We start from the raw sequence: 21403 nt of genomic DNA on the forward strand, positions 1-21403 counted from the left end.
TATATTAGATCATGGATTGTTTTATTAGAAGTCCTTATCTAAATAATTAATCAGACGGAGACGTCGTTAGATTTGCTTTAATAGTATATTCTTTTAATGAAGATAGGAGAGCATTAGTTGCTTGCAATAACTTCATAGATTCCGTAGATGTGGCATTTACAGCTTTTTGGTTTGCTTGTGCTCTTTGTTGCGCAGCAGAAAGTTCTTGTTGGATTAGCTGTCGGTTAGCAGTAATTTGCTGATTTGAGGTTTGATAAGCTTGAATTTCTGTCTGGTTTTTATATTCAGGCTTATCTTGATTAAAGTTATCAACTTTTTGAAGATCAGGAACTTTCAAGAGAGGCAAATTGATTAGCTCTTTTGTTTTCTTTTGTTGTGCTACCGTATTGTCTTGTAGCACTGCCATGATGGACTTCCCAAATTCTGTAGTTGATGTAGATAACTGTAGCATTACAGAAATACAAAAATAGATAGCCGAAGGTTTATTAATCACAATGCTATCGGGGACAACTTTTGTACTTGGGGGAACAACTGTTGGGACTTTATCAACATCTGGTGCTATAGGAGAGATGCTCATTATACTAAGTTCCTTATGATTAAATATTTGCTATCAAACTCACAATCTGTGAGAACGTTTGAATTAAAGCCTGACCCACTTGTAGAGACTGCTGGATAATGTTGTTGTTGGTATTTAAGTTACTCGAAATCACCTGAGAACCATTTCCTAAACCTGAAATTTGGTTTTGTAGTGCTTGTCGAGAAGCTCCAACAGCTTGGTTTGTTGATTGAACATCCTGTAAGAATGATGATGAGTTATCATTTAATTTGTTCTTAGGAATGGTTACGTATTGGTATAAAGCTTCTTGGTTATTCAAAAAAGTTTGAGCAGAAGCATTAGACTGAAGTTCTTGAGCGATAATAGATAAGTTATCCTGAGCAACTAATACAGACTGGTACACGTAATACACGGTAATAATCAGTGGATTGGAATCTTTCGCGAATTTTGCAATAATTTCATCAGCTGTTGCTGTATTGGGCCCACCTGTGATAGATGTTCCGGGAACGTCAATAGCGGCTCTAGGACTAGTTTGAAGTGCTGGAGAAGAGAACCACATAATTTCCTACCTATTTTCTTCGATTCACTTTAAGTTGTTTTCCTACTTGCTTATGAAGGAGGTTTGTTGAGTTGATTTACTGTACTTCCAATAGAACTTGTCGTTTTTAAGAATGAGGAGTCTTGAGAGGCTAACTGTTGGATAATGTTAATGTTCGTAGATGCGTGTGAGAGAATAATTTGTCCATTTTGTCGAGCAGTTACTAATTCGTCTTGGATATTCGATCTTTGAGCAGAATAGTTTTGGTTTTGGTTTTGTACTCGAGTAATTTCGTCTTCCTTACCCCCAGCACTTACTACAGCAAATTTGATTTGATTAGTTGCTTGGTTTAATTGTTGTTGGATATTAGTATTATCATTTAATTGTTGTGATTGAGTCAGAACTGTTTGTTGTCGAATTTCAATCGCTTGTAAAAGAAGCTCGTAAATGCTAAAAAGCAATGCGCCAATAGGAGGTGTGTTTAATGGATCCAGTGGGGGAAGTTGAGCAGCCTGCGTCGCTTCTCTAGTCGCTATCGAAGCCTTAGATGTGGTGCTTATAGGTTGTACTGTCATGATGGAAAAATTTTTAGTTTTATTTAGTTTTATTTTACCAATAAACAAAGCGTTTTATTAAATAGTAAATTCAATTAATAATTGTTTTGTTTGATAAGTTGTTTTCCTTTAGTAACAAATAGAATTAAAAAATTTTGCAAGGAAAGTAAAAAAGTTTTGATCTCTAAAATTTAGAGTTTCTAAAGAAAATAAAGGACTTGTTATCAATCGGTGAATATGAGGTCACACGCTTGGGAATAGGGACCTTTAGCTAGAGAGGAGAAGGAAGTGTCTGGAAACGAATGTGATGACAGTACGGGAACTTTCGATGAGGATGTGAGTGCTTATGTACTGGTGACTTGCGGGCATGCGTCTTCAGATGGCAAGATGAAAGTGGAGATGACCTATGAGGGGGATCCTGCTGTAATTAGCTATTTATTAACTAAAGCTCAAGATTCTCTGGAAGAGTCTTAGGAGTATTCTTGTATGGGATTTGAGGCCATGCACGTTTTTAATAAGCATCTTTATCAAAAAGTCTATCAAGGATTTAGGTGGGAAACCTTGGTGGGTAGATGTAGATCTTTCTCGATAGAATGGGTATTTCTATCATCTATAGTTTTGATTTTCGGTGGATTGGGTTGTGCTTCTATTATGGGCACTTCTTTACTTTTATTGACGATATGTTTTTCTGCTTTGGCATTAGTTGCTTCTGTATATTTCCGTTTTTGGGGATATGGTGTAGTTTCTTGTGCATTTCTATCTGTATACTACTATAAGCATATTGCTACTTGTTCTTCGTTATTATGGGCTTTAGGACTATCTACAGCCTTTTTATTATCTTGGGGGATTTTTGTTTTTGGTATATCCCTTATCGATGAAGAAAATGATGAACAAAAACAAAGGTACGATCAACTGTCGAATGAGTATACTGAGATTCAAGTATCTTATGATAAAGCAGTTCTTGATAAAGCTATGGCATGTGAGTTTTTAGAGAAACGTGCCCATACTTTAGAATCCGAGCTTCAAGAGTGTCGAGCTTTATTGCAAGATTCTTGTAAAAAGCAGGAGCATATGGCTTTAGACTTACAAATTCTTGCTGATCAGAAAAATAGTTGGTTGGAAGATTATGCTGTCTTACATAATGAATACGTTCGTCTTGTAGCTGGAGATGAAACTACTTCTGTATTTTCCTGGGTATCTGGGAAGGAGACTTTTCCCAGGAGTGAAGGAAGAAACGAGAATGCTGAATTATGGCTTCGTACTTTGCAGGAAAAAGATGAAAAGATGACATCTTTGGAAAATGAACTTGTTGAAGAAAAACTATTGAGAAAAAGTTTAGAAGATGAATGTCATAATCTTAAGTCTCATATTCAAGAGGTAGATCAACTACGCTTGCGGTTGGAAGAATTTCAGAATCTTTTAAATCAAAAGGATGAAGAACTTATACAATTGCATAATCTTGTGAGTGAACGAGAAGTTCTTATTAAGACTCCTGTTACTGATGAGTTTAAATCTTATAAGGATAAGTATTTACAGCTAAAAGAACAGTTTGCTGAGAAGACTGAGGCATTAGCAGAGGTTCGTAAGGAGCTTTTCTTAGTTCGTGAGGAGTATCTTGCTTTACAGAAGCAAGAGGAGGTTACCTCGAACTTTGCAGATATGAAAGATATTGAAATGATTCAAAATCTCCTAGCGCATGTAGAATGCTTAGAAGAAGAGATTATTTTTCTAGAAGAGTTAGTATCTCATAACCTGTCTCAGTAATAAGCAGAGTATGCTCCCATTGTGCACTGGGTTGATTATCACAGGTTCTTGCTTCCCAGTGATTTTTTGAGTCAATAATACCTTCTTTTACACCAACATTAATCATAGGTTCTATAGTAAATATCATTCCGGGAGCTAGAGGTATCTTGCTATGGTTTCTGTAATGAGGAACATAGGGGTTTTCATGGAATTTTATTCCTACCCCATGACCTACAAACTGATCTACTACAGAAAAGCCGTAGGTATCAGCACAAGCTTCTATAGCTTCGCCTATTTCATATAGGGGTAGATTAGGTTTTAATATAGCTATGGCTGCATTGAGGCAATCTAAGGATGCCTGACATACGCGCTTTTTTATATCTGAGACTTCTCCAATCATCACCATGCGACTACAATCACCATAGAACCCATCAATAATACAAGAAACATCGATGTTCATGATATCGCCGTTCTTTAGAGGAATATCATTAGGGATTCCGTGACAGATCACTTCATTAAGCGAGGTGCAAATTGTTTTTGGGAAGGGTGGCGATCCGTAGTTTAAAGGCGCGGGAATCGCATTATATTCTTTATGTAATTTACGAGAGAGTTGGTCCAATTCTTCTGTGGTTACACCTTCTTCAGAAGCTTTACAGAGTGCATCGAGGATGCGTGCAGTAATTTGACTGGCATAACGAATTTTCTCAATTTGCTCAGGAGTCTTTAAGATAATGTCATATTGTGACGCGTAATATTGTTTTTGTTGTTCCCAAGATACTTGAGGGGCCTGGGGATAGTGGCAATGTTTCCACTTGCGTTTGCTTCCACACCAGCAGGGATCATTTCTTTTCATCTAATTACACTACTTAATATAAAAACCTATGTTAAACGCTATCGAAATACCTTTAAGCATAAGATTTGCAGACATTAATAATAAGGCAACACTAAATAATCTTTCTAGAGCAACTAAACCAGAGGATCCGAGAATGCGATTGAAAAAACTCGAGCTTAACAGAGTGAATACAGATAGTACCCAAGCAATAATCATAGCACCGAGAATGAGTTCTTTAGAAAACAGATCTTCTTCCATATAGCTGAGCAATGAGGTAATGACTGCGGGTCCAGTAATTACGGGGAAAGCTAGAGGAAAGAAGATGGGTTCTGATTGAGGTTCAGATGAGTCGGATTCTACAGGTGGGGGTACTAGCATCATTTTCAATGACACTGAGAATAATAGAACGCCACCGATGAATTGAAATGCATATAGGGAGATATCAAGAAATTGAAAGAATTTTCTTCCAAAAGTGACAAAAAGTAATAGGGTGACAAGGGCAAAGATGCATTCTCTAAGAATGATTCGTTGTTGTCTTTTCGCAGAGTAGTGCTTCAATAAGGATACGAAAACAGGAACGGATCCCGGAGCATCAAAGAGCACGTAAAATAGTAAACTAAGATTAATCAGAGTTAATAGCATAAAACGTCTCTTTTATAAGAAGGCTAGTTGTAATCCAGACATAAGTAGCTGTGTACCTACGATCGTCGCAAAAAGACCGAGTACTGTTTGCGTAGCAAGAAGTACCTTAGCCTTTTCTTTTCCTCCGCCGACAAAAACTTGTAAGATGATCGTTGCTAAAGAAATGAGGATCCAAGAAAGAATGAGAATAAGAGAAACAGAAGCAAAGTTATAACGTTTACCTATTAGAATGCAGCAAGCTGCTAACCAAGAAGGCCCAATCATAAGAGGTAGAGCAATAGGTGTTACTAAAGATAAAGCGGAGGGAGATGTAAAGCCTTTCCAGCTGTTTTCTCTACTGAGATTTAAAATAGCTCGCATCCCTGTCAAAGTGACGGCAATACCCCCAACAACTTGTATTGCACATAGAGGAGTTTTCAATACGTATAAAGTGCCCAAAGCTGCCTCATAAAGAGCAAACATACTGAAGAGAGCAAATACGCTTTCCCTAGCTAATAGTGACAAGCGTTCTTTCCTAGAATAGCGCGCAAGTACGTGATTTAATACTAAAACATTAGTTAAAGCATCAGCTGCTAATAATAATATGCAAGCTTGAGGTAATAAAAAATAAATAGTGTCCATGGGAAGAATTTTTATATGCTAGGGCTATTATTTTTCAAGGTAATCAACTAAAGTATGGAGAAACATGGAAATTACGATACCGGTAGCTAAATTATCTTATGATAGATGAATCAATAGCAGATAGCATAAAACTTTATACTAAACCCTTCTCTTCCATTCTTTTGTTTGGCCCTCCCGGAGCTGGTAAAGATTTATTAGGAAATTTTATAGCCCACGGGGATAGTCAGGTCTATGTTTCTCTTGGGGACATTTTCCGTTGTTATCCTATAGGATCTCCTATTCGACAGCTTTTTCATAAGTATGCAGTTTCTGGGTCCTTGATTCCTGATGAAGATGTTGTTGCTGTATGGAATTACTATGTGCAAGGATTAGTTGCTACTGGACAATTCCTCCCAGATCGTCAAGATCTGCTCATAAGTGGTCTTCCAAGAACTGTAGGACAAGCAAAGCTCCTCGATTCATATATCACAGTACGTCATGTAATTATTTTAGAGGTGCATGAAGAAGCCAAGTTACTTGAGCGTACGCAACAATCTCTTTATAGTAAGGGAAGAATCAACGAAGTTGGTATTGAAGTATTGCAAAAACGTTTGCAATCGTATCAAAAAGATATTAATGCCATCATTCAACACTATCCTATTCATAAGATTTCTCGTATTAGTGCTGATCAGAAACCGATGGAAGTACTTCGAGATGTGTTATCTCGGCTTGCTCATGTATTTTCTCATCCTGGCAAACCTGTGAATTAGATGGGTATATCTGATCTAGAGAAAAACCTACGATCTTATCTGCAAAGTTCGGATAACGATGTACTATAGCTTGTAATAAAGTGTTTCTTAGTTCCTGGCTTAATGGTTCTTGGGATTTCGCAAGTAGGGGAAGTGTCGCTTCCCATTGAAGAACTTCGTCTTTAACAATTTTAGGTGTATCGGTTGTGGCTTTAAGATACGCTTGGAATGCTTTCTTAGGGTACTTCTGACAGTAATCAATACTTTGTTGAAGTGCCATTTGAATAGCTTCGACGACTTCAGGTGATGTAGCTTTTGTATCTTTTTTCCCACATAGGAGAAGTTGAGGACCTGTAGGTAGCCCATAGGAGTCAGAAAAGAAGCAACCTACAGGCATTCCCAATGTATCTAGTTTTACGCCTTCGATGTTATAAAAAGCCCCATATAGGAAATCAATTTTCTTTAACAACATTGGTGAGATTAAATCAGAGCTTACATTTCTCACATCTGAGGGAACAACTCCATGTAGACGTAATGTTTCTAATAAACAAGAGAGGTCTCGTGAGTTGTTTAGACAAAATCCCAAAATCTTATTATTTAAGTCTTCAAATTTTGAGATATTATCTTCTTTCCTATAGATAAACCCTTGTAGAGTAGAACCGATTAAAGATCCTACTATTTGTATAGGAGCTCCCTGTAGAGAGGTTTTTATTACTCCAAGAGCATGATAGAGAGTAAGGTCTACTTGTTCAAATAGAACATGTGGAATAACAGCGCCGGTATCCGTACTTTTTTGAATACGTAAATCTATACCTTGATCGCGGAAAAATCCTTTAGAAACTCCTACATATAAGGGGATGTGATTAGGATTAGGAGTCCAGTCTAAAAGTAAGGTTATAGGAGTGAAATTACTTTGATTGACCTGCTTAGTATTTAATTTCCATAGGGGAAGGATAAGCAAGGGAACAAGTAAGAAAGCAAGTTTTCTATTTGGTAGTCTAAATTTCTTTATTGTTTTCTCTATACGAAATAGAGCAAAGACAAGTTTTTCACTTAGTAAAATACCTTGGAATAAGATAAAGGTAACAGTCGTTAAAGCAAACAATCCTGAAAAGGTCATTTCCATATCATAATTTCTTCGACTTTCTAAAATGAGAATCCCTAGACCAGATTGTGAAGCTACCCATTCTCCAGCTATAGCTGCAAATCCTGCAGATCCCATAGCGATTTTTAATCCTGAAAATATATGAGGAAGAGCGTGGGGGAGGCGTAGTTTAATGAATATTTGTCTTTTGGTTGCTTGGTGCAAAATGAATTGCTCTAGAAGTTCTTCAGGAGTCGATGTGATCCCTTGGTAAATAGTGATGGTCAAAGGGAAAAATACCGTAAGTGCTGTAGGAACAATGACAGCGTTTAATCCCCAACCAAACCACAGAACGATCAATGGTGCTAGGGTAAACATTGGTGTACATTGCACCAGTATGAAAAATGGGTTTAGGAGATCTTTTGCTGGCTTATAGGTGAGCATAAGGATCACCAGTCCTATCGATAGTAATAGCGCTAAAAAGAATCCCCCTAAAATTCCTCGCAGAGTATACCAGGAAGAAGAAAGAATAAGATTTATAGAGTTTGAAAAATTGGCGGCTATTTTTGAGGGCGGAGGACAGAGAAAGGAAAAAGATGCGTTATTTTTAGCAAAAATTTCCCAAAACAAGAGTAAAAGTGAAATAGTTAGAAAATAACATAAAAACTTTTTTTTCATTTTGTAAATGTAGAGGGAAAAATAATAAAAAATCATAAGGGAAATAGGATATATGCGGCAAGAAAATGATAGTTTAGGAATTGTAGAAGTCCCTGAAGATAAGTTGTATGGAGCGCAAACAGCGCGTTCTCAAAAGTATTTTTCTTGGGCTCCTGAGGTTATGCCTCAAGAAGTTATCCGTGCTTTAGTATGGATTAAAAAATGTGCTGCTAAGGCAAACCGTGATCTAGGATTTTTAGATTCAAAATATTGTGACATGATTGTTTCTGCTGCTGATGAAATTCTTGAAGGCAATTTCGATGAGCACTTTCCTTTAAAGGTATGGCAAACAGGTAGTGGTACACAATCAAATATGAATGTGAATGAGGTTATTGCTAATTTAGCTATTCAACGTCATGGAGGTGTTGTAGGTAGTAAAGCACCGATACATCCTAATGATCATGTAAATAAATCTCAGTCTTCTAATGATGTTTTCCCCACAGCTATGCATATTGCTGCGGTAATCAGCCTGAAAAAGAAGCTTATTCCTGCTATGGATCATTTGCAAAGGGCATTAGATGCTAAGGTTGCTGAATTTCGCGACTGTGTGAAGATAGGGAGAACACATTTAATGGATGCTGTTCCTATGACGTTAGGACAAGAGTTTTCTAGTTATAGTAATCAGATGCGTCAATCTTTAGAGAGGATTGCATTTTCCCTTACACATATGTATGAGTTGGCTATAGGAGGAACTGCAGTAGGTACGGGATTGAATGTTCCCGATGGGTTTATAGATAAAGTTATTCACTATTTACGTCAGGAAACAGGAGAGCCTTTCATCGTTGCATCGAATTACTTTTCAGCATTATCTAACCACGATACATTAGTAAATGCCCATGGTGTTTTAGCTACTTTGTCTTGTGCTTTAACAAAGATAGCTACAGATCTAAGTCTCTTAGGATCGGGTCCTCGATGTGGTTTAGGTGAATTATTATTTCCTGAGAATGAACCCGGATCTTCGATAATGCCTGGTAAGATTAACCCCACACAATGTGAAGCTTTGCAAATGGTTTGTGCTCAGGTCATAGGAAATAACCAAGCGGTAATCATCGGTGGAAGTCGAGGAAATTTTGAACTCAATGTTATGAAACCATTGATAATTTATAACTTCTTACAATCTGTGAATATTCTTTCAGGAGGTATGCAAGCATTTGCGGATTACTTCGTTTCAGGTTTACGTGTAAACAAATCTCGTCTTAAAGAATACTTGGATAATTCTTTAATGCTCGTTACAGCATTAACTCCAGTTTTGGGATATGATAAGTGTTCTAAAATGGCTTTGAAAGCTTTTCATGACAATATAAGTTTAAAAGAAGCGTGTATACAGATGGGATACCTATCCGCGGAAGAATTTGATCGTCTTGTTGTTCCCGAATCCATGATAGGAAAACATTAATGAGAGGATTTGCTCTCTAAATTAATCAAAGCTTGAGCAAATAAGAGAGCACTCTTCGTATTCGAAAAGATATGATCAACACCGATAAGCTCATCTAAATGATAGCGTTTAAGATCGCTTAGCGGTGTTTTTTTCACCCCTGCTAAAAGTAAAAGTGTTCCTTGACGATCACATTCTAGGAAGAACTCTTCTAGAGCATGCATAGCGGATGCATCAATTGTAGGTACACGACTCATACATAGTATGAAAATCTTTGGGGGCTTTTCTATTTCATTGAGAAGATTTTTCAATCTATCAGCAATTCCAAAGAAGAAAGGACCATTGATCTCATAGATTTCCGTATGTGCAGGAACTTCAGATTTTGAAAATAGATCATCATCTTTCGCCTGCTTATTTTCATCAAAATATCTTGCCGTAGATATTACGTCAGAAAGATCACTCATCTGTTTCATGAATAAGAATGCAGCGAGCATCATACCCACTTGCACTGCAGAGGTGATAGTTGTCATAACCGTAAGAATAAAGACGGTTAGAAGGACAACAACATCTTTTTTAGGAGCAGTGAATAAGTGAATAAAATGATGGATTTCGCTCATATTCCAAGCAATAAGGATAAGAACAGCGGCTAAACAGGTAAGAGGAATTTTCACTGTTAGCGGTGCTAAAGCCAAAAGAATAACACAAATAAAGGCTGAGTGAATCAATCCTGCTACAGGTGTTGTGGCTCCAGATTTAATACTTGCTGCGGTTCTTGATAAAGAACCTGTTACGGGCATTCCGGAGAAGAATGATGTTCCAATATTTGCAATGCCTTGAGCAACAAGCTGGCAATTAGATTGATGTCTCCATCCTGTCATACCATCGGCAACTACTGCTGAAAGCAAAGTTTCTATACCAGAGAGAACGGCAATAGTCAGAGCATCTGGCATAAGTTGTAAAATTTTTGTTAGGCTAAGATGAGGAAACGAAGGTAGAGGTATCGATTGAGGAAGAGTTCCATAACGACTACCAATCGTAGGAATATCAATTTTTAGTAACCACACTAATGTTGAAGCTACGACGATAGCAATCATCACTCCTGGATATCGAGGCTTATAATTGCGGAAGTAGATCATGATCAATAGAGTGAATAACCCTACGGCAAAAGCTTTACTATCCCAGGTCCATAGATAATCCCAATAGGCTATCCATTTAGCAATGAAATCTGTAGGAATACTATCTCCCATTTGCAGACCTAAAAAGTCTCTAATTTGAGAGGAGAAAATGATAACAGCTAGTCCTGTTGTTAGTCCTGTAACCACGGGATAGGGCATATACTTAATGAAAGTTCCCAGCCCAGTGAGACCGAAGGCTACTAGGAATACCCCTCCCATTAAGGTGATTGTAAATAACCCCTCAACACCATATTTTGCTGAAATACAATAGAGTATGGAGATGAAAGCGCTTGTTGGTCCTGATATAAGAACACGACTACCACCTAAAGCAGAGGCTATGAAACCTCCAATAATCGAGGCCAATAAACCTTGAATAGGAGATACACCTACACCGATTGCTATAGCAATAGCAAATGGAAATGCTAGAACACCTACAGTAAGTCCGGCTATGAAGTCCTTCTTAAATGTATTGAAGGTATAACCCTCCTTAATACAAGTATAGAGCTTAGGGACAAGGTGTTTAAACGATAGGGCGACTTTCACTAGACTCCTAACATGGATTCAGAACTAGAGAACTTTATTATTGTTCTTTTCTTCAGTATCTTTGTCAAATAGTTCGTTATGTTTGTAGACGTTTTGTTTCATCAAATCTAAGATTCAAGAGTATAGAATTGCTATACAAAGCAGTATCAGATAATAAATTTTTTATTTTAGTGTATAAAAAAGAAATGCTTTTCTTAATCTGGAAGGATTTTTCCTACTTTACCTAACCTGTAAATAGGAGTACACTGGTTCGTAGAATTATTTTTGAGGTCATTATGTTGAAATTCCAATTGTGTGCTCTGTTTTTATTTGGATACATCGCGATTGTTTTCGAGCATATTGTGCGAGTAAATAAGTCTGCCGTAGCTCTTGCTATGGGAGGTTTAATGTGGTTAGTTTGTTTTTCCCATATGCAACATGCAGATCATATGATTCTAGCCGAAGAAATTGCTGATATGGCTCAAGTAATCTTTTTCTTATTCGCAGCGATGGCCATTGTTGAACTCATAGATGCACACAAGGGTTTTTCGATTATAGTGCGATGTTGCTACATACAATCTAGAACCCTACTTCTTTGGGTGCTTATAGGACTTTCTTTTTTCCTATCAGCTGCCTTGGATAATTTAACATCTATTATCATTATCATCTCTATTTTGAAGCGCTTAGTTAAATCTCGAGAAGATCGCTTACTTTTAGGAGCTATTTGTGTCATTAGTGTAAATGCTGGAGGTGCTTGGACTCCTTTAGGAGATGTAACGACAACGATGTTATGGATTAATAATAAAGTGACTTCTTGGGGTATTATCCGTGCTTTATTTGTTCCTAGCTTGGTATGCGTTCTTATTGCCGGAATTTGTGCACAATTTATGCTGAAAAAGCGAACCACAGGAATGATCTCTAAGGATGTTGAAATGGAGGGATCTCCGAAGAAAAGTGGTTTGATCATTTGTATTGGCCTGGGGTCCTTATTGATGGTTCCCATCTGGAAGGCTTGTTTAGGAGTTCCTCCATTTATTGGGGCTTTACTAGGACTCGGACTTGTTTGGTTAGCTAGTGACTGGATTCACTCTCCCCACGGTGAGGATCGCTATCATTTACGTATCCCTCATATTTTAACGAAGATCGATATTTCCTCGATAACCTTCTTTATAGGCATCTTATTGGCCGTTAATGCTTTGACTTTTTCTAATGTTCTCTCTGAACTTTCAATGAGTATGGATAAGATATTTTCTAGGAATGTTGTGGCTATTTTTATTGGTCTTATTTCAAGCGTATTGGATAATGTTCCTCTTGTTGCTGCGACTATGGGTATGTATCAAGTCCCACTGGATGATACTCTATGGAAATTGATTGCTTATGCGGCAGGCACCGGGGGAAGTATTTTAATCATTGGATCAGCTGCTGGAGTTGCCTTCATGGGTATCGAGAAAGTTGATTTTCTATGGTATTTCAAGAAGATCTCGTGGATTGCACTTGCTAGTTATTTTGGTGGTCTTCTTTCATATTTTATGCTCGAGCGCATCGCTATGTTTTTTTGAGTTGGTTGTCTCTGAGTTAAAAAAAATTTTTTAAAAACTTTGTTTTAATAAAATCTTTATACCTCTATCATACCGCCTCCTTATAAACAGTCTCTATTTGGAAGAGAGGTAAATATGAAAGTAAAACAAATTACAGCCTTAATTTGCTCCCTAGTATTAGGTTTTCAAATTTCAGGTTCTGCTAAGACCTTAGTTCAAGAAAATGCATATTCAGATTTGAGTTTTTTAGAACACTTGCTTGATGTTAAATACGCTCCTAAAGAGTGGAAACATAAGCTTTTTCAGTGGGATTTAAAGGAATCAACAGATCAAGCGCGTTTAAAATTATATCTAGAAGAAAACCCTTCTACAAAATATTGCCAAGGAGTTTTTGCGCAATATATTTCGGGTTTAAACGATTACCACGCCGGGGTTACTTTCTTCAGCACAGAGAATTCTCATTTACCCTACACAATCAAGTTAAGCAACTCTCGTAAATGCTTTGTTGTCGATGTACATACATATAATTCGGAGATTAATGTAGGTGATGAAATTTTAGAGATGGATGGCGTACCGATTATGGAAATGATCGAAAGTGTACGTGAAGGTAGAGGTGCTCCATCTGACTATGCAGCAGCTGTACGCACACTCTTTTCTCGTTCTGCTTCCTTAGGTCATCAAGTGCCTATAGGAATAGTTACGTTAAAAATTCGTCGTCCTAGTGGTTTGACTCGTACTGTAAAAGTTAAATGGCGTCATATTCCTGAACATATTCAAGACCTATCGTTGATAGCTCCTTTGATAAAAGATCCAGTAATTGAGATGAAATCTGGACGTGCTTTACCTTTACTCTCCAACGCTTCTGAGAAATGCTTATTCACAAATGAAATGGTCCCTTATTTCTGGAGTGAATTACGTGAGCAATATAAACGTGGTTTAAACAGTGATTACAATATCGGAAGTAAAAAAGGCTTCTTCCCTGATTTTGGAAATGTGATATGGAGAGCTCAACATGGTCCTTACCATGCTTACATATTCACATGTAGGGATGATCAAGGACAATCTCATAATATTGGATTTATTAGAATTTCCACATATTCTTGGACAGATATGGAAGACCGTAGTGTTATGAATGCGGAATCTCCTTGGGAGGATTTTGGTGAGATCATTCAAGTTTTTGAGGATAAAACAGAAGCTTTGATCGTCGATCAGACAAATAATCCTGGTGGTAGTGTATTCTACCTTTATGCGTTAATCTCCAGATTAACGGATAAGCCTCTAGAGACACCTAGACATAGAATGATTCTAACCCAAAATGAAGTTCAATCTGCAATAAAATGGTTGAATCTTCTTGAAGGTGTGGAAACTGATGAGCAAGCAAGAAATGCTCTTGGTAATGATATGGAAGGTTATCCTATCGATATGAATGCTGTAGGATACTTACAGACCTTCTCTGATACTGTTTTAAAGTGTTGGGCAAATGGAGATATCAATCTTTCCGAGCCTATGCCTTTGTTAGGATTTGCTAAGGTGCATCCACATCCTGAATGTCATTATACACATCCTGTGTGTATTTTAATTAATGAAGAAGATTTCTCCTGTGGAGATTTATTCCCTGCGATTATGAAAGATAATGATCGGGCTCTTATTGTGGGAATGACCACAGCAGGGGCTGGAGGTTTTGTCTTTAATGTAGAGTTTCCCAATAGAACAGGAATTAAAAATCTTTCTTTAACAGGATCTCTAGCAGTGAGATCGGACGGTTCCTATATAGAGAATTTAGGGGTCGCTCCTCATGTATATTTAGATGTTACAGATTCTGATTTACAGACAGGAAGATATTCTGATTACATTACTAATGTAAAAAGTCTAGTTCTCGATCTCATTGAGAAAGAATCAGATACAAATACTCCGCATTCTGAAGAAAGTAGAGGTATAGAAACTAGATCATAATAAATATAACAATATAAAAATCTTCTGTTATATTAATAACCTTTAGAAAAAGTAAAAAATCTTTTTCTGAAGGTTTTTTTTATTAAGCATCATGCTCAAGTCTGGAGGTGAGGTGTATGCGCAGGGTTATATTAAGTAATCCTAGAGGATTTTGTGCTGGGGTAGTTCGTGCTATCCAAGTGGTAGAGGCTGCTTTAGAGAAGTGGGGAGCCCCTATTTATGTGAAACATGAAATTGTTCATAACCGTCATGTGGTAGATGATCTCAAGAGAAGAGGGGCTATCTTCATTGAAGATCTTAGTGATGTTCCTTATGGAGAAAAGGTTATTTATTCTGCTCATGGCATTTCTCCTGAGGTTCGTGAGGAAGCAAAAACTCGAAATCTTTTTGATATTGATGCAACTTGTGTTTTAGTAACTAAGATTCATTCTGCGGTTAAGCTTTATGCCAGCAAAGGTTATCAAATTATTTTGATAGGAAAGAAAAAGCACGTAGAGGTTATTGGGATTCGTGGAGAAGCTCCTGAAAGTGTTACGGTAGTAGAAAAAGTAGAAGATGTTGCCAATCTACCTTTTGGAGTGAATGTACCCTTATTTTTTGTAACTCAAACAACGTTGAGTTTGGATGATGTTGCAGAAATTACCCAAGCATTAAAGGTACGTTATCCAAATATTATTACCTTACCTAGTTCTTCTGTTTGTTATGCTACACAAAATCGCCAAGAAGCCTTACGTTCGGTATTGCCGAAGGTAAATTTCGTTTATGTTATTGGAGATGTGCAGAGCTCAAATTCTAATCGTTTACGAGAAGTTGCTGAAAAAAGAAATATACCCGCAAGGCTAGTGAATAGTCCGGATGATATTTCTAATGAGATTTTAAATTATTCTGGAGATATTGCAATAACAGCAGGAGCATCAACTCCTGAGCATATCGTTCAATCTTGTATTTCCAGGTTGAAAGAGTTAATACCTAATTTACAAGTTGAAGAAGATATATTTGCTATAGAAGATGTCGTATTCCAACCGCCTAAAGAACTTCGTAATTAAAAAGTCTTCATTCTTATATGTATTGCGAGTAGGGATTCATAGAATAGTATTCTCTATTAGAGAATGTATTTATTTATCCTTCTCGCTCTACATTAAATATCCAAAATTAATCGTATATGATCTAGCAAAGTTTTTTTATTCTTTATTGAAGAATCCCTACAAGAGATTACGTCGTTCGCCACAATCTTCGTTGCTAAAGGAGGGAAATGTTTACGGAGAGACTCCTTGGTCAGCATTAAATAAAGTGAGTAGAGAATTCGGAGTTACCTCTCAAGATGTTATTTATGATTTGGGTTGTGGTTTAGGAAAAGTATGCTTTTGGTTTTCTCATATTCTGAGATGTCATGTTGTAGGTGTAGATAACCAATCTACTTTTATTAACTTCGCTTCTTATATGCATAGGTTGTTGTCTTCACAACCTACGATATTTTTTAAAGAATATTTTCATGAGACGGAATTATCACAAGCTTCCTGTGTCTATTTTTATGGTTCGTCGTATTCTTTGAAGGTATTGAAAAGTGTTTTAATAGCTTTAGAAAAGTTAAAGCCAGGAAATATGGTTATTAGTATTTCCTTTCCTTTGGATTCCTTGCCTGATGGAGATGTATTATTTTTCACAGAGAGAAGCTGTGATGTGACTTTTCCTTGGGGTAAGACAAAAGCATATAAAAATATACGGAAATGAGCACGTTCTATTGATAGAGACTGCGAACGGCGTCGTGTTCCGTTTGTAATACCTGTAGTAAGAAATTATCCATATTTTTCCAATGATCTTTCACCTCTTCAATAGAACGGGTGATTTCATCATGTTCCATACGGAATATCTCTTTATAATTTTCTGCAAATGTTCTCGTTGCAGTCTCTTTCAACTCATAGATTTTCGATGAAGCTTCTGTGAGCTGTGATAGAGAAGTACAAATTTTGCCAGCACCTTTAAAGAATGTTCGTGCTGTTGCTCCTTTCCATAATCCTGTATGTTTTTGGATGAATCCTAGAATACGTTTTCCGGAAATCTCACCGATAATCGGGGTGGCAGCTCCTATAATACCTAGAGTCGCTGTCGCGATTCCTAACCATTGTGAAATCTTAGCTTGACTTTCATAACTTTCGATAAGCTCTTTAGCTTTTTCTAAAAGATGCTTTCTAGCTTCTAAACGAGAAAGATTATCTTGCTCTCTGCTATTCAACATGAGCTTCATAATTTCTGCGCAGATTCTAAGCACGTCTAAATTTGATACACGCATATGCATCAGAGAGCTTAACTGTGCTTCTGAAAGAGCAAATTCAATAATTTCATCAGGTAGGCTGTGAGATTGCGTATAATGTGCAGACATCTGATTAGAAAGTTCTTCAATAGTGAAGTCTCTTTTTTGTTTATGATGCTGCTGTTCTTGGTCCTGACGTTCTTGCTGTCCGTGTTCTCCTTTTCCTTCTTCTCTTTCTTGAGATTTTGTATCGAGACGTGTTTCTGCAGTTTCTTTTTGTACATGGCTGAATAGAGCCATAGGACTGAGAGAAGATGTAGAGGGTTTTGGTGAAGATGGTGCAGATTTTGCAGTTTCTTCAGAAGTTCTAGCAGTATCTTTCAAGCTATGTTCTTTTATGGTTTGCTTATCATAAATTTGAACTTCAACTTGTGTTTCACATAGGGTAAGGGATGATTTTTCCCCATAACTATCGTCTTTAGATTCCGGTAGATGTAAGACTAGCGTTGTTGTTTTTGCTATAAGATTTTCGTCTTTAGGAGCTGGACAAGAAGAAAATCCCATACTAGCTTGTGCTTTTTCTTCTTTTACAGAAGCAAAAGATGAGGATTGGTTAGCTTGCCGTAAAGCAGGATTCTTATCAGCAGAGGAAAATGTATCCAGAGATTTTTGTGATGATAGATTTGGTAGGGATGAAGACTTCATCAACATACCATTCTTTGCCATTAAAGTTTCTGAGGGCGCAGGTTTATCTTGGGGAGGAAGTTGTGAAAATACTGATCCTGATTGATTCAATAAGTTTAAGCAAGTATCCGACATGGAACGTAAGATAGCCATTTGGCAACAATCAGGAACACTAACTTCAGTATCAGTTGTTGAAGATGCTTCTGATCCTGATTCTGTAATTAGTAAATCAAGCTCGGCACTTTCTGAAATTGTACTCGTTGTTGTTGAACAAGATGCTGTCATAATATTCCTTAAAAAAAGAATTTACCTTAGAGCTTCCAGAAACGTTCTGTCGATTTCTCTACACAACTGTAACACGCGTGCGAGATTTTCGAAAGAATCATGAATACTTTCTATGAGTTCTTGAGTGCGAGCTAGGTAATCATCTCTTTCCAAACTTAATAACTCTATTTTTGTTTCAAGAGATACATATCGGGATTTGATTTTAAATAGACTTGATCGTATCCAAAGCATTCCCCCACGTAAAAGACTTAAAGCTCCTTCTAAAGCGGGGCCTATCCCACGCATGGCTCCTTCTACAAGTGGAGAAAACCCGAGGTTCTCTATCTGTAAGGTGGCAATGGAAAGTAAGGTAGATATAATATAGAGGGAAATTTGTACTATTTTCAGTATCTTTTGTTTTAACTGCTTATTCTTTCCGGGAAGAAGTTTTTCAATTGCTTCCCAGCCATTTAGAGCATCTAATAAAGTGAGAGTTAGGGCTATAAGACCTGCAAGTAAACTTACCCAAGAGAAGATGCCTCCACCCATAACGATGGCAACGGAGGCAAGTCCTATGGAGATCCATGGAGTGATCCATTCTACAATAGTAGCTAATGAACCCCAACGTTTTGCTTGTTCTTCTTTTTCTATAGATTTTTGAATTTGTTTTATGCGTTCTTCATGTGTTGCTTCTAATTCCTTCTGAGTTGTCTCTACACAATCTTTATAGGATGCATAAGCAGAGAAATCTGAAAGTATCCCTTGTTTTGTCAGTAGGTAACTTAAAGTAAATACACCAACAGAAGGAGGGCTAATAATAGGAACAACAGAAGCTGCTCGCGTTTTTTTATTTTTTTGGAATTTTTTAAAGAGACTTTCTTGATGCTGCTGTTTTCCTGGATGCTCATCTTGTGATAATCCTTTGCTGTATTTTCCTTGTGGCGATTTTAGAGTTAGTCGGTCTTCTTCTTTGCTGCGCAAATCAGCATCCCGAGAAGAAAGTGATTTCTCCTCAGATGATATTTTATGTTCTAGATCTTCTGTAGATTCGCGGAAGATCTCTGTTCTTTTTAAACTGTGTTGAGTTTTTGGTTGTTCTTCAGATTGTTTAGATGTGGGTGTGGTTAGAGATTTCTCGGAAGAAGAGCCTTTTTCTGAAGCCTTTTCCTGAGTTTTTGGCATCATTAAATCTCTAAGCAAGGTTCTCATCGATTCTTTGGAATTCTTTTGTGAAAAGAGATTCCATGGTGAGGATGATGATGTCTGTTCTTTTTTTGGTAATTGTGACGCTGGAGAGCTTCCAAATTGTAAGATTTTCTCTCTAGAACTTGCAGGAGTAAGTTGTTTATCTGTAATAATTTGTCCATCATTCTTTGTGGATAAGGCTTTACTCAGTCTATTCGTGAAGAATTTCTCTAAGGATTTTCCTGAAGATTCTGTAGCTACAATGATCGAATATTTGATACTCGATGTCCCTTCAGATTGCTTAGGATTATCTGGAATATAAGGCTGTTGATTTAAGAGAATTTCTGTAGATTGTGCGAGCCAGGAAGACATAGTCAATTCCCTAGAGTTATGGGATTATGCATGGTTTTTTATATCCAAGATTTCTGCTTTCAATTCTTGATAAGCGCTATGATGTTTCACCCGTTCCCATGCGAGTTCTAAAGCCTTACTCGCATCCTCATGTTGGTCCATGAGGGTATAACAGATATAGGCGTAATAATGAGGATAGGGATCTTTATCTCGCAATAACGCAGTCACAGCATAAGCGTGTAAAGCTTGAGGGTAAAGTTGGCTCATATGCAAAGATGCTCCCAAAGAAAACCAGAATTTAGAAACGAAAGGATTAAAAAAGACTAACCAACGAAAAGTTTCACTACTTTCTTGATACTCTCTATTGAGGTAGGCGTTGTAACCTTCTTTATAAACACGTTCTAGTTCTTCAGAAGAAATTTTGAAAAATTTTTGGTATGTATCTAATGGTAGATCTTTACTTGGAAAATATCCCGATAGATAACTTTCCAAATCATCCGGAAAGGGATAATCTTCTTTGCTTGAAGAAGCTATTTTTTCTAATAAATAAGCTAAATATGACATTACGGACGCAAATTGTAAATAAAGGTATCCATGAGTTCTTTAAGAAGTTTCAATACGTTAGAACGCGCCTGATGACATTGTGAGACTTCTTGAAGATGTCTTTGCATATCTGTTCGTTCAAGCTGCGTGATTTTCTCCATATTTTCCTTGCGCATTTGAATATTTTCTTTAAGAAGCTTTTTCTCTTCTTCAGACCATTGTAATGTATCTGTTATCGTGACACCGAGTTTTCTAGCTTGATCTACAAGAGTTTTCATTTCTGAATTATCTCTCCAATCAATAGCACTTTTCTCAGAGTTAATTTTAGAAATAAGTAGAGTTAATGTGTCCACATTATCCGTACGTTCTTTAACACGTAGATACAATTCCTGAGCTTCAGCTTCAGCTTGTCCAAGAATTCTTTCCATGAGTTTCATGAAACGTATAAATACATTTTCAACTTTTGGAGTGGGGATTGGAGTAAATCCTTGTGGAGGAGTTGCTGAGGTGAAAAGTGCCATCGGAGACTGTGCTTTTCTCTTAAATGTTTTTTCTTCTTCAACGTTAATTTCTCGGGATTGGCGTATATCATTAAGATAACGTAGATGTGCTACAGAGAGTTGAGGAGAAACCTCTTCGATTTCTTCGACAGAAATCTTTGCTTTATATTTTCTTCCTCTACCTCTTTCTTGAGAATCATCTTCTTGATGTTGTCCATCGCGTTGTTGATCTTGTTTTTGATCTCGATTTTCACGATCTTGTTTAGATTCATGAGATTTTGTTGTAAAGATTTGTTGTTCTTTTTTCTCTATAAGAAAGGAGCTATGAGATTGAGGAGAAATATGTTCCCCATCTTTTTCCATGCGAGGTTGCTGAGATGTTGTTGTGGTCTGAGCAGCACGTTGTGCAAATGGTCCCGAAGTATATTGCGTTGAATAGAGGATTGTAGAAGATCGAGAATCAGCAGCTTTTGCAGAAGAGTAGCCGGTAGAAGCTTTTGAGAATTTTTGTGATTCTTTTGGTGTGGCGTATGTCTCTTTTGTAGATCTTGGTGCCACATCCTGAGGTTTGCATCCTTCTTGAGGAAGGAGTTGTTCTTGTTTTCCTAAACTTGTTGGTTCTTCTTGTATCTTTGTAAGATCCGTAGTTTCTAAAGTTTGCAGGAGATCGGAGATGAGTATCTCAACTTCAACAGTTTCCGGAGGAAGGAAAACAAGATTATGAGCGCAATCTTGTAAAGGACTAGCATTTTCTCCAGAGGTCGCAGAAATTTGCGCAAGAGCAAGAGCAGCGAGAGAACTTAGCGAGGCTGGTGCTGATCCTTCTGAAGAAAATACAGAAAGCGCAACATCTCCGGCTGCGGTTTTTAAAATACTGGAAGATGTTGATACTGAGGATGAAGAAGAAGCATCTTCCTTTAACGTCATGTTGGTTGATGGAACTGCTGAAGGCAGGGGAGTGTTCATACTAATTTTCGCACGAATAAGTTATGGGGACATAGAAACGATGAAAATTATATAAAACCCCATTTTCCTGCAAGTTTGATT

20 protein-coding genes are annotated in these 21403 nt (G+C 37.2%); 8 read left to right on the forward strand and 12 right to left on the reverse strand.

Going from position 1 to position 21403, the window contains the following annotated elements:
• Positions 1-46: 46 nt before the first annotated feature.
• Genes O1W69_RS02855 through O1W69_RS02865 form a run of 3 tightly spaced genes read right to left on the reverse strand, consistent with a single transcriptional unit; the run spans position 47 to position 1669 of the window.
• Entirely contained in the window at positions 47-577 is a 531-nt protein-coding gene (locus O1W69_RS02855; RefSeq protein ID WP_375793070.1) for a CT847 family type III secretion system effector, read from the reverse strand.
• A gap of 19 nt (positions 578-596) precedes the next feature.
• Positions 597-1115, reverse strand: a complete 519-nt coding sequence (locus O1W69_RS02860; RefSeq protein WP_375793071.1) for a DUF720 domain-containing protein — start codon at positions 1113-1115, stop codon at positions 597-599.
• A gap of 50 nt (positions 1116-1165) precedes the next feature.
• A complete protein-coding gene (locus tag O1W69_RS02865) occupies positions 1166-1669 on the reverse strand; it encodes a DUF720 domain-containing protein (RefSeq protein WP_375793072.1) in 504 nt (167 codons plus the stop codon).
• Between the two features lie 267 nt (positions 1670-1936).
• On the opposite strand from O1W69_RS02865, the gene O1W69_RS02870 reads away from it, so the two are divergent.
• Both O1W69_RS02870 and O1W69_RS02875 read left to right on the forward strand, forming a co-directional pair.
• Complete coding sequence (locus O1W69_RS02870) at positions 1937-2122, forward strand: hypothetical protein (protein WP_332381631.1); 186 nt, start codon at positions 1937-1939, stop codon at positions 2120-2122.
• 138 nt (positions 2123-2260) lie between these two features.
• Positions 2261-3412 carry a hypothetical protein gene (locus O1W69_RS02875; RefSeq protein WP_375793993.1) on the forward strand — a complete coding sequence of 384 codons (1152 nt, stop codon included), beginning with the start codon at positions 2261-2263 and terminating at the stop codon, positions 3410-3412.
• Here the strand turns inward: O1W69_RS02875 and O1W69_RS02880 are convergent.
• Genes O1W69_RS02880 through O1W69_RS02890 form a run of 3 tightly spaced genes read right to left on the reverse strand, consistent with a single transcriptional unit; the run spans position 3369 to position 5486 of the window.
• The gene (locus O1W69_RS02880; RefSeq protein ID WP_375793073.1) at positions 3369-4244 is read right to left on the reverse strand and encodes a methionyl aminopeptidase; all 876 of its coding nucleotides are present in this window, start codon (positions 4242-4244) and stop codon (positions 3369-3371) included. The genes O1W69_RS02875 and O1W69_RS02880 overlap by 44 nt on opposite strands.
• Positions 4245-4253: 9 nt before the next feature.
• A complete protein-coding gene (locus O1W69_RS02885) occupies positions 4254-4865 on the reverse strand; it encodes a MarC family protein (protein WP_375793074.1) in 612 nt (203 codons plus the stop codon).
• 12 nt (positions 4866-4877) lie between these two features.
• Complete coding sequence (locus O1W69_RS02890; RefSeq protein ID WP_375793075.1) at positions 4878-5486, reverse strand: MarC family protein; 609 nt, start codon at positions 5484-5486, stop codon at positions 4878-4880.
• Positions 5487-5584: 98 nt separating this feature from the next.
• Here O1W69_RS02890 and O1W69_RS02895 point away from each other — a divergent pair, with 98 nt between their 5' ends.
• Positions 5585-6235: a nucleoside monophosphate kinase gene (locus tag O1W69_RS02895; RefSeq protein ID WP_375793076.1), complete on the forward strand. Its 651-nt coding sequence runs from the start codon at positions 5585-5587 to the stop codon at positions 6233-6235.
• Here the strand turns inward: O1W69_RS02895 and O1W69_RS02900 are convergent.
• Complete coding sequence (locus O1W69_RS02900) at positions 6144-7976, reverse strand: ABC transporter substrate-binding protein (RefSeq protein ID WP_375793077.1); 1833 nt, start codon at positions 7974-7976, stop codon at positions 6144-6146. The two genes, O1W69_RS02895 and O1W69_RS02900, sit on opposite strands and share 92 nt — an antisense overlap.
• 52 nt (positions 7977-8028) lie before the next feature.
• On the opposite strand from O1W69_RS02900, the gene fumC reads away from it, so the two are divergent.
• On the forward strand, positions 8029-9411 hold the full coding sequence (gene fumC / locus O1W69_RS02905) for a class II fumarate hydratase (protein ID WP_375793078.1): 1383 nt from the start codon (positions 8029-8031) through the stop codon (positions 9409-9411).
• On the opposite strand, the gene O1W69_RS02910 is transcribed toward fumC, so the two are convergent.
• A complete protein-coding gene (locus tag O1W69_RS02910) occupies positions 9408-11108 on the reverse strand; it encodes a solute carrier family 26 protein (protein WP_375793079.1) in 1701 nt (566 codons plus the stop codon). The two genes, fumC and O1W69_RS02910, sit on opposite strands and share 4 nt — an antisense overlap.
• Before the next feature lie 275 nt (positions 11109-11383).
• On the opposite strand from O1W69_RS02910, the gene O1W69_RS02915 reads away from it, so the two are divergent.
• The 4 genes from O1W69_RS02915 (at position 11384) to O1W69_RS02930 (ending at position 16309) form a co-directional block, all read left to right on the forward strand.
• Complete coding sequence (locus O1W69_RS02915; protein ID WP_375793080.1) at positions 11384-12646, forward strand: NhaD family Na+:H+ antiporter; 1263 nt, start codon at positions 11384-11386, stop codon at positions 12644-12646.
• 114 nt (positions 12647-12760) lie between these two features.
• Positions 12761-14578 (forward strand): protease-like activity factor CPAF, encoded by a 1818-nt coding sequence (locus O1W69_RS02920; protein ID WP_375793081.1) that lies wholly within the window; start codon positions 12761-12763, stop codon positions 14576-14578.
• A 116-nt stretch (positions 14579-14694) separates the two neighbouring features.
• Entirely contained in the window at positions 14695-15624 is a 930-nt protein-coding gene (gene ispH / locus O1W69_RS02925; protein ID WP_375793082.1) for a 4-hydroxy-3-methylbut-2-enyl diphosphate reductase, read from the forward strand.
• On the forward strand, positions 15587-16309 hold the full coding sequence (locus O1W69_RS02930; RefSeq protein ID WP_375793083.1) for a class I SAM-dependent methyltransferase: 723 nt from the start codon (positions 15587-15589) through the stop codon (positions 16307-16309). Before ispH ends, O1W69_RS02930 begins: the two co-directional genes overlap by 38 nt.
• 7 nt (positions 16310-16316) lie before the next feature.
• Here the strand turns inward: O1W69_RS02930 and O1W69_RS02935 are convergent, their stop codons facing one another.
• Genes O1W69_RS02935 through O1W69_RS02950 form a run of 4 tightly spaced genes read right to left on the reverse strand, consistent with a single transcriptional unit; the run spans position 16317 to position 21322 of the window.
• Positions 16317-17798 (reverse strand): hypothetical protein, encoded by a 1482-nt coding sequence (locus O1W69_RS02935; RefSeq protein WP_375793084.1) that lies wholly within the window; start codon positions 17796-17798, stop codon positions 16317-16319.
• 21 nt (positions 17799-17819) lie between these two features.
• Positions 17820-19334, reverse strand: a complete 1515-nt coding sequence (locus O1W69_RS02940; protein ID WP_375793085.1) for a hypothetical protein — start codon at positions 19332-19334, stop codon at positions 17820-17822.
• A 24-nt stretch (positions 19335-19358) separates the two neighbouring features.
• The gene (locus O1W69_RS02945; protein WP_375793086.1) at positions 19359-19877 is read right to left on the reverse strand and encodes a SycD/LcrH family type III secretion system chaperone; all 519 of its coding nucleotides are present in this window, start codon (positions 19875-19877) and stop codon (positions 19359-19361) included.
• On the reverse strand, positions 19877-21322 hold the full coding sequence (locus tag O1W69_RS02950) for a hypothetical protein (protein WP_375793087.1): 1446 nt from the start codon (positions 21320-21322) through the stop codon (positions 19877-19879). The genes O1W69_RS02945 and O1W69_RS02950 overlap by 1 nt, the downstream gene beginning before the upstream one ends.
• Positions 21323-21403 lie beyond the last annotated feature (81 nt).

The organism is Chlamydia sp. 12-01 (assembly GCF_042234205.1).
Lineage (GTDB): Bacteria > Chlamydiota > Chlamydiia > Chlamydiales > Chlamydiaceae > Chlamydia.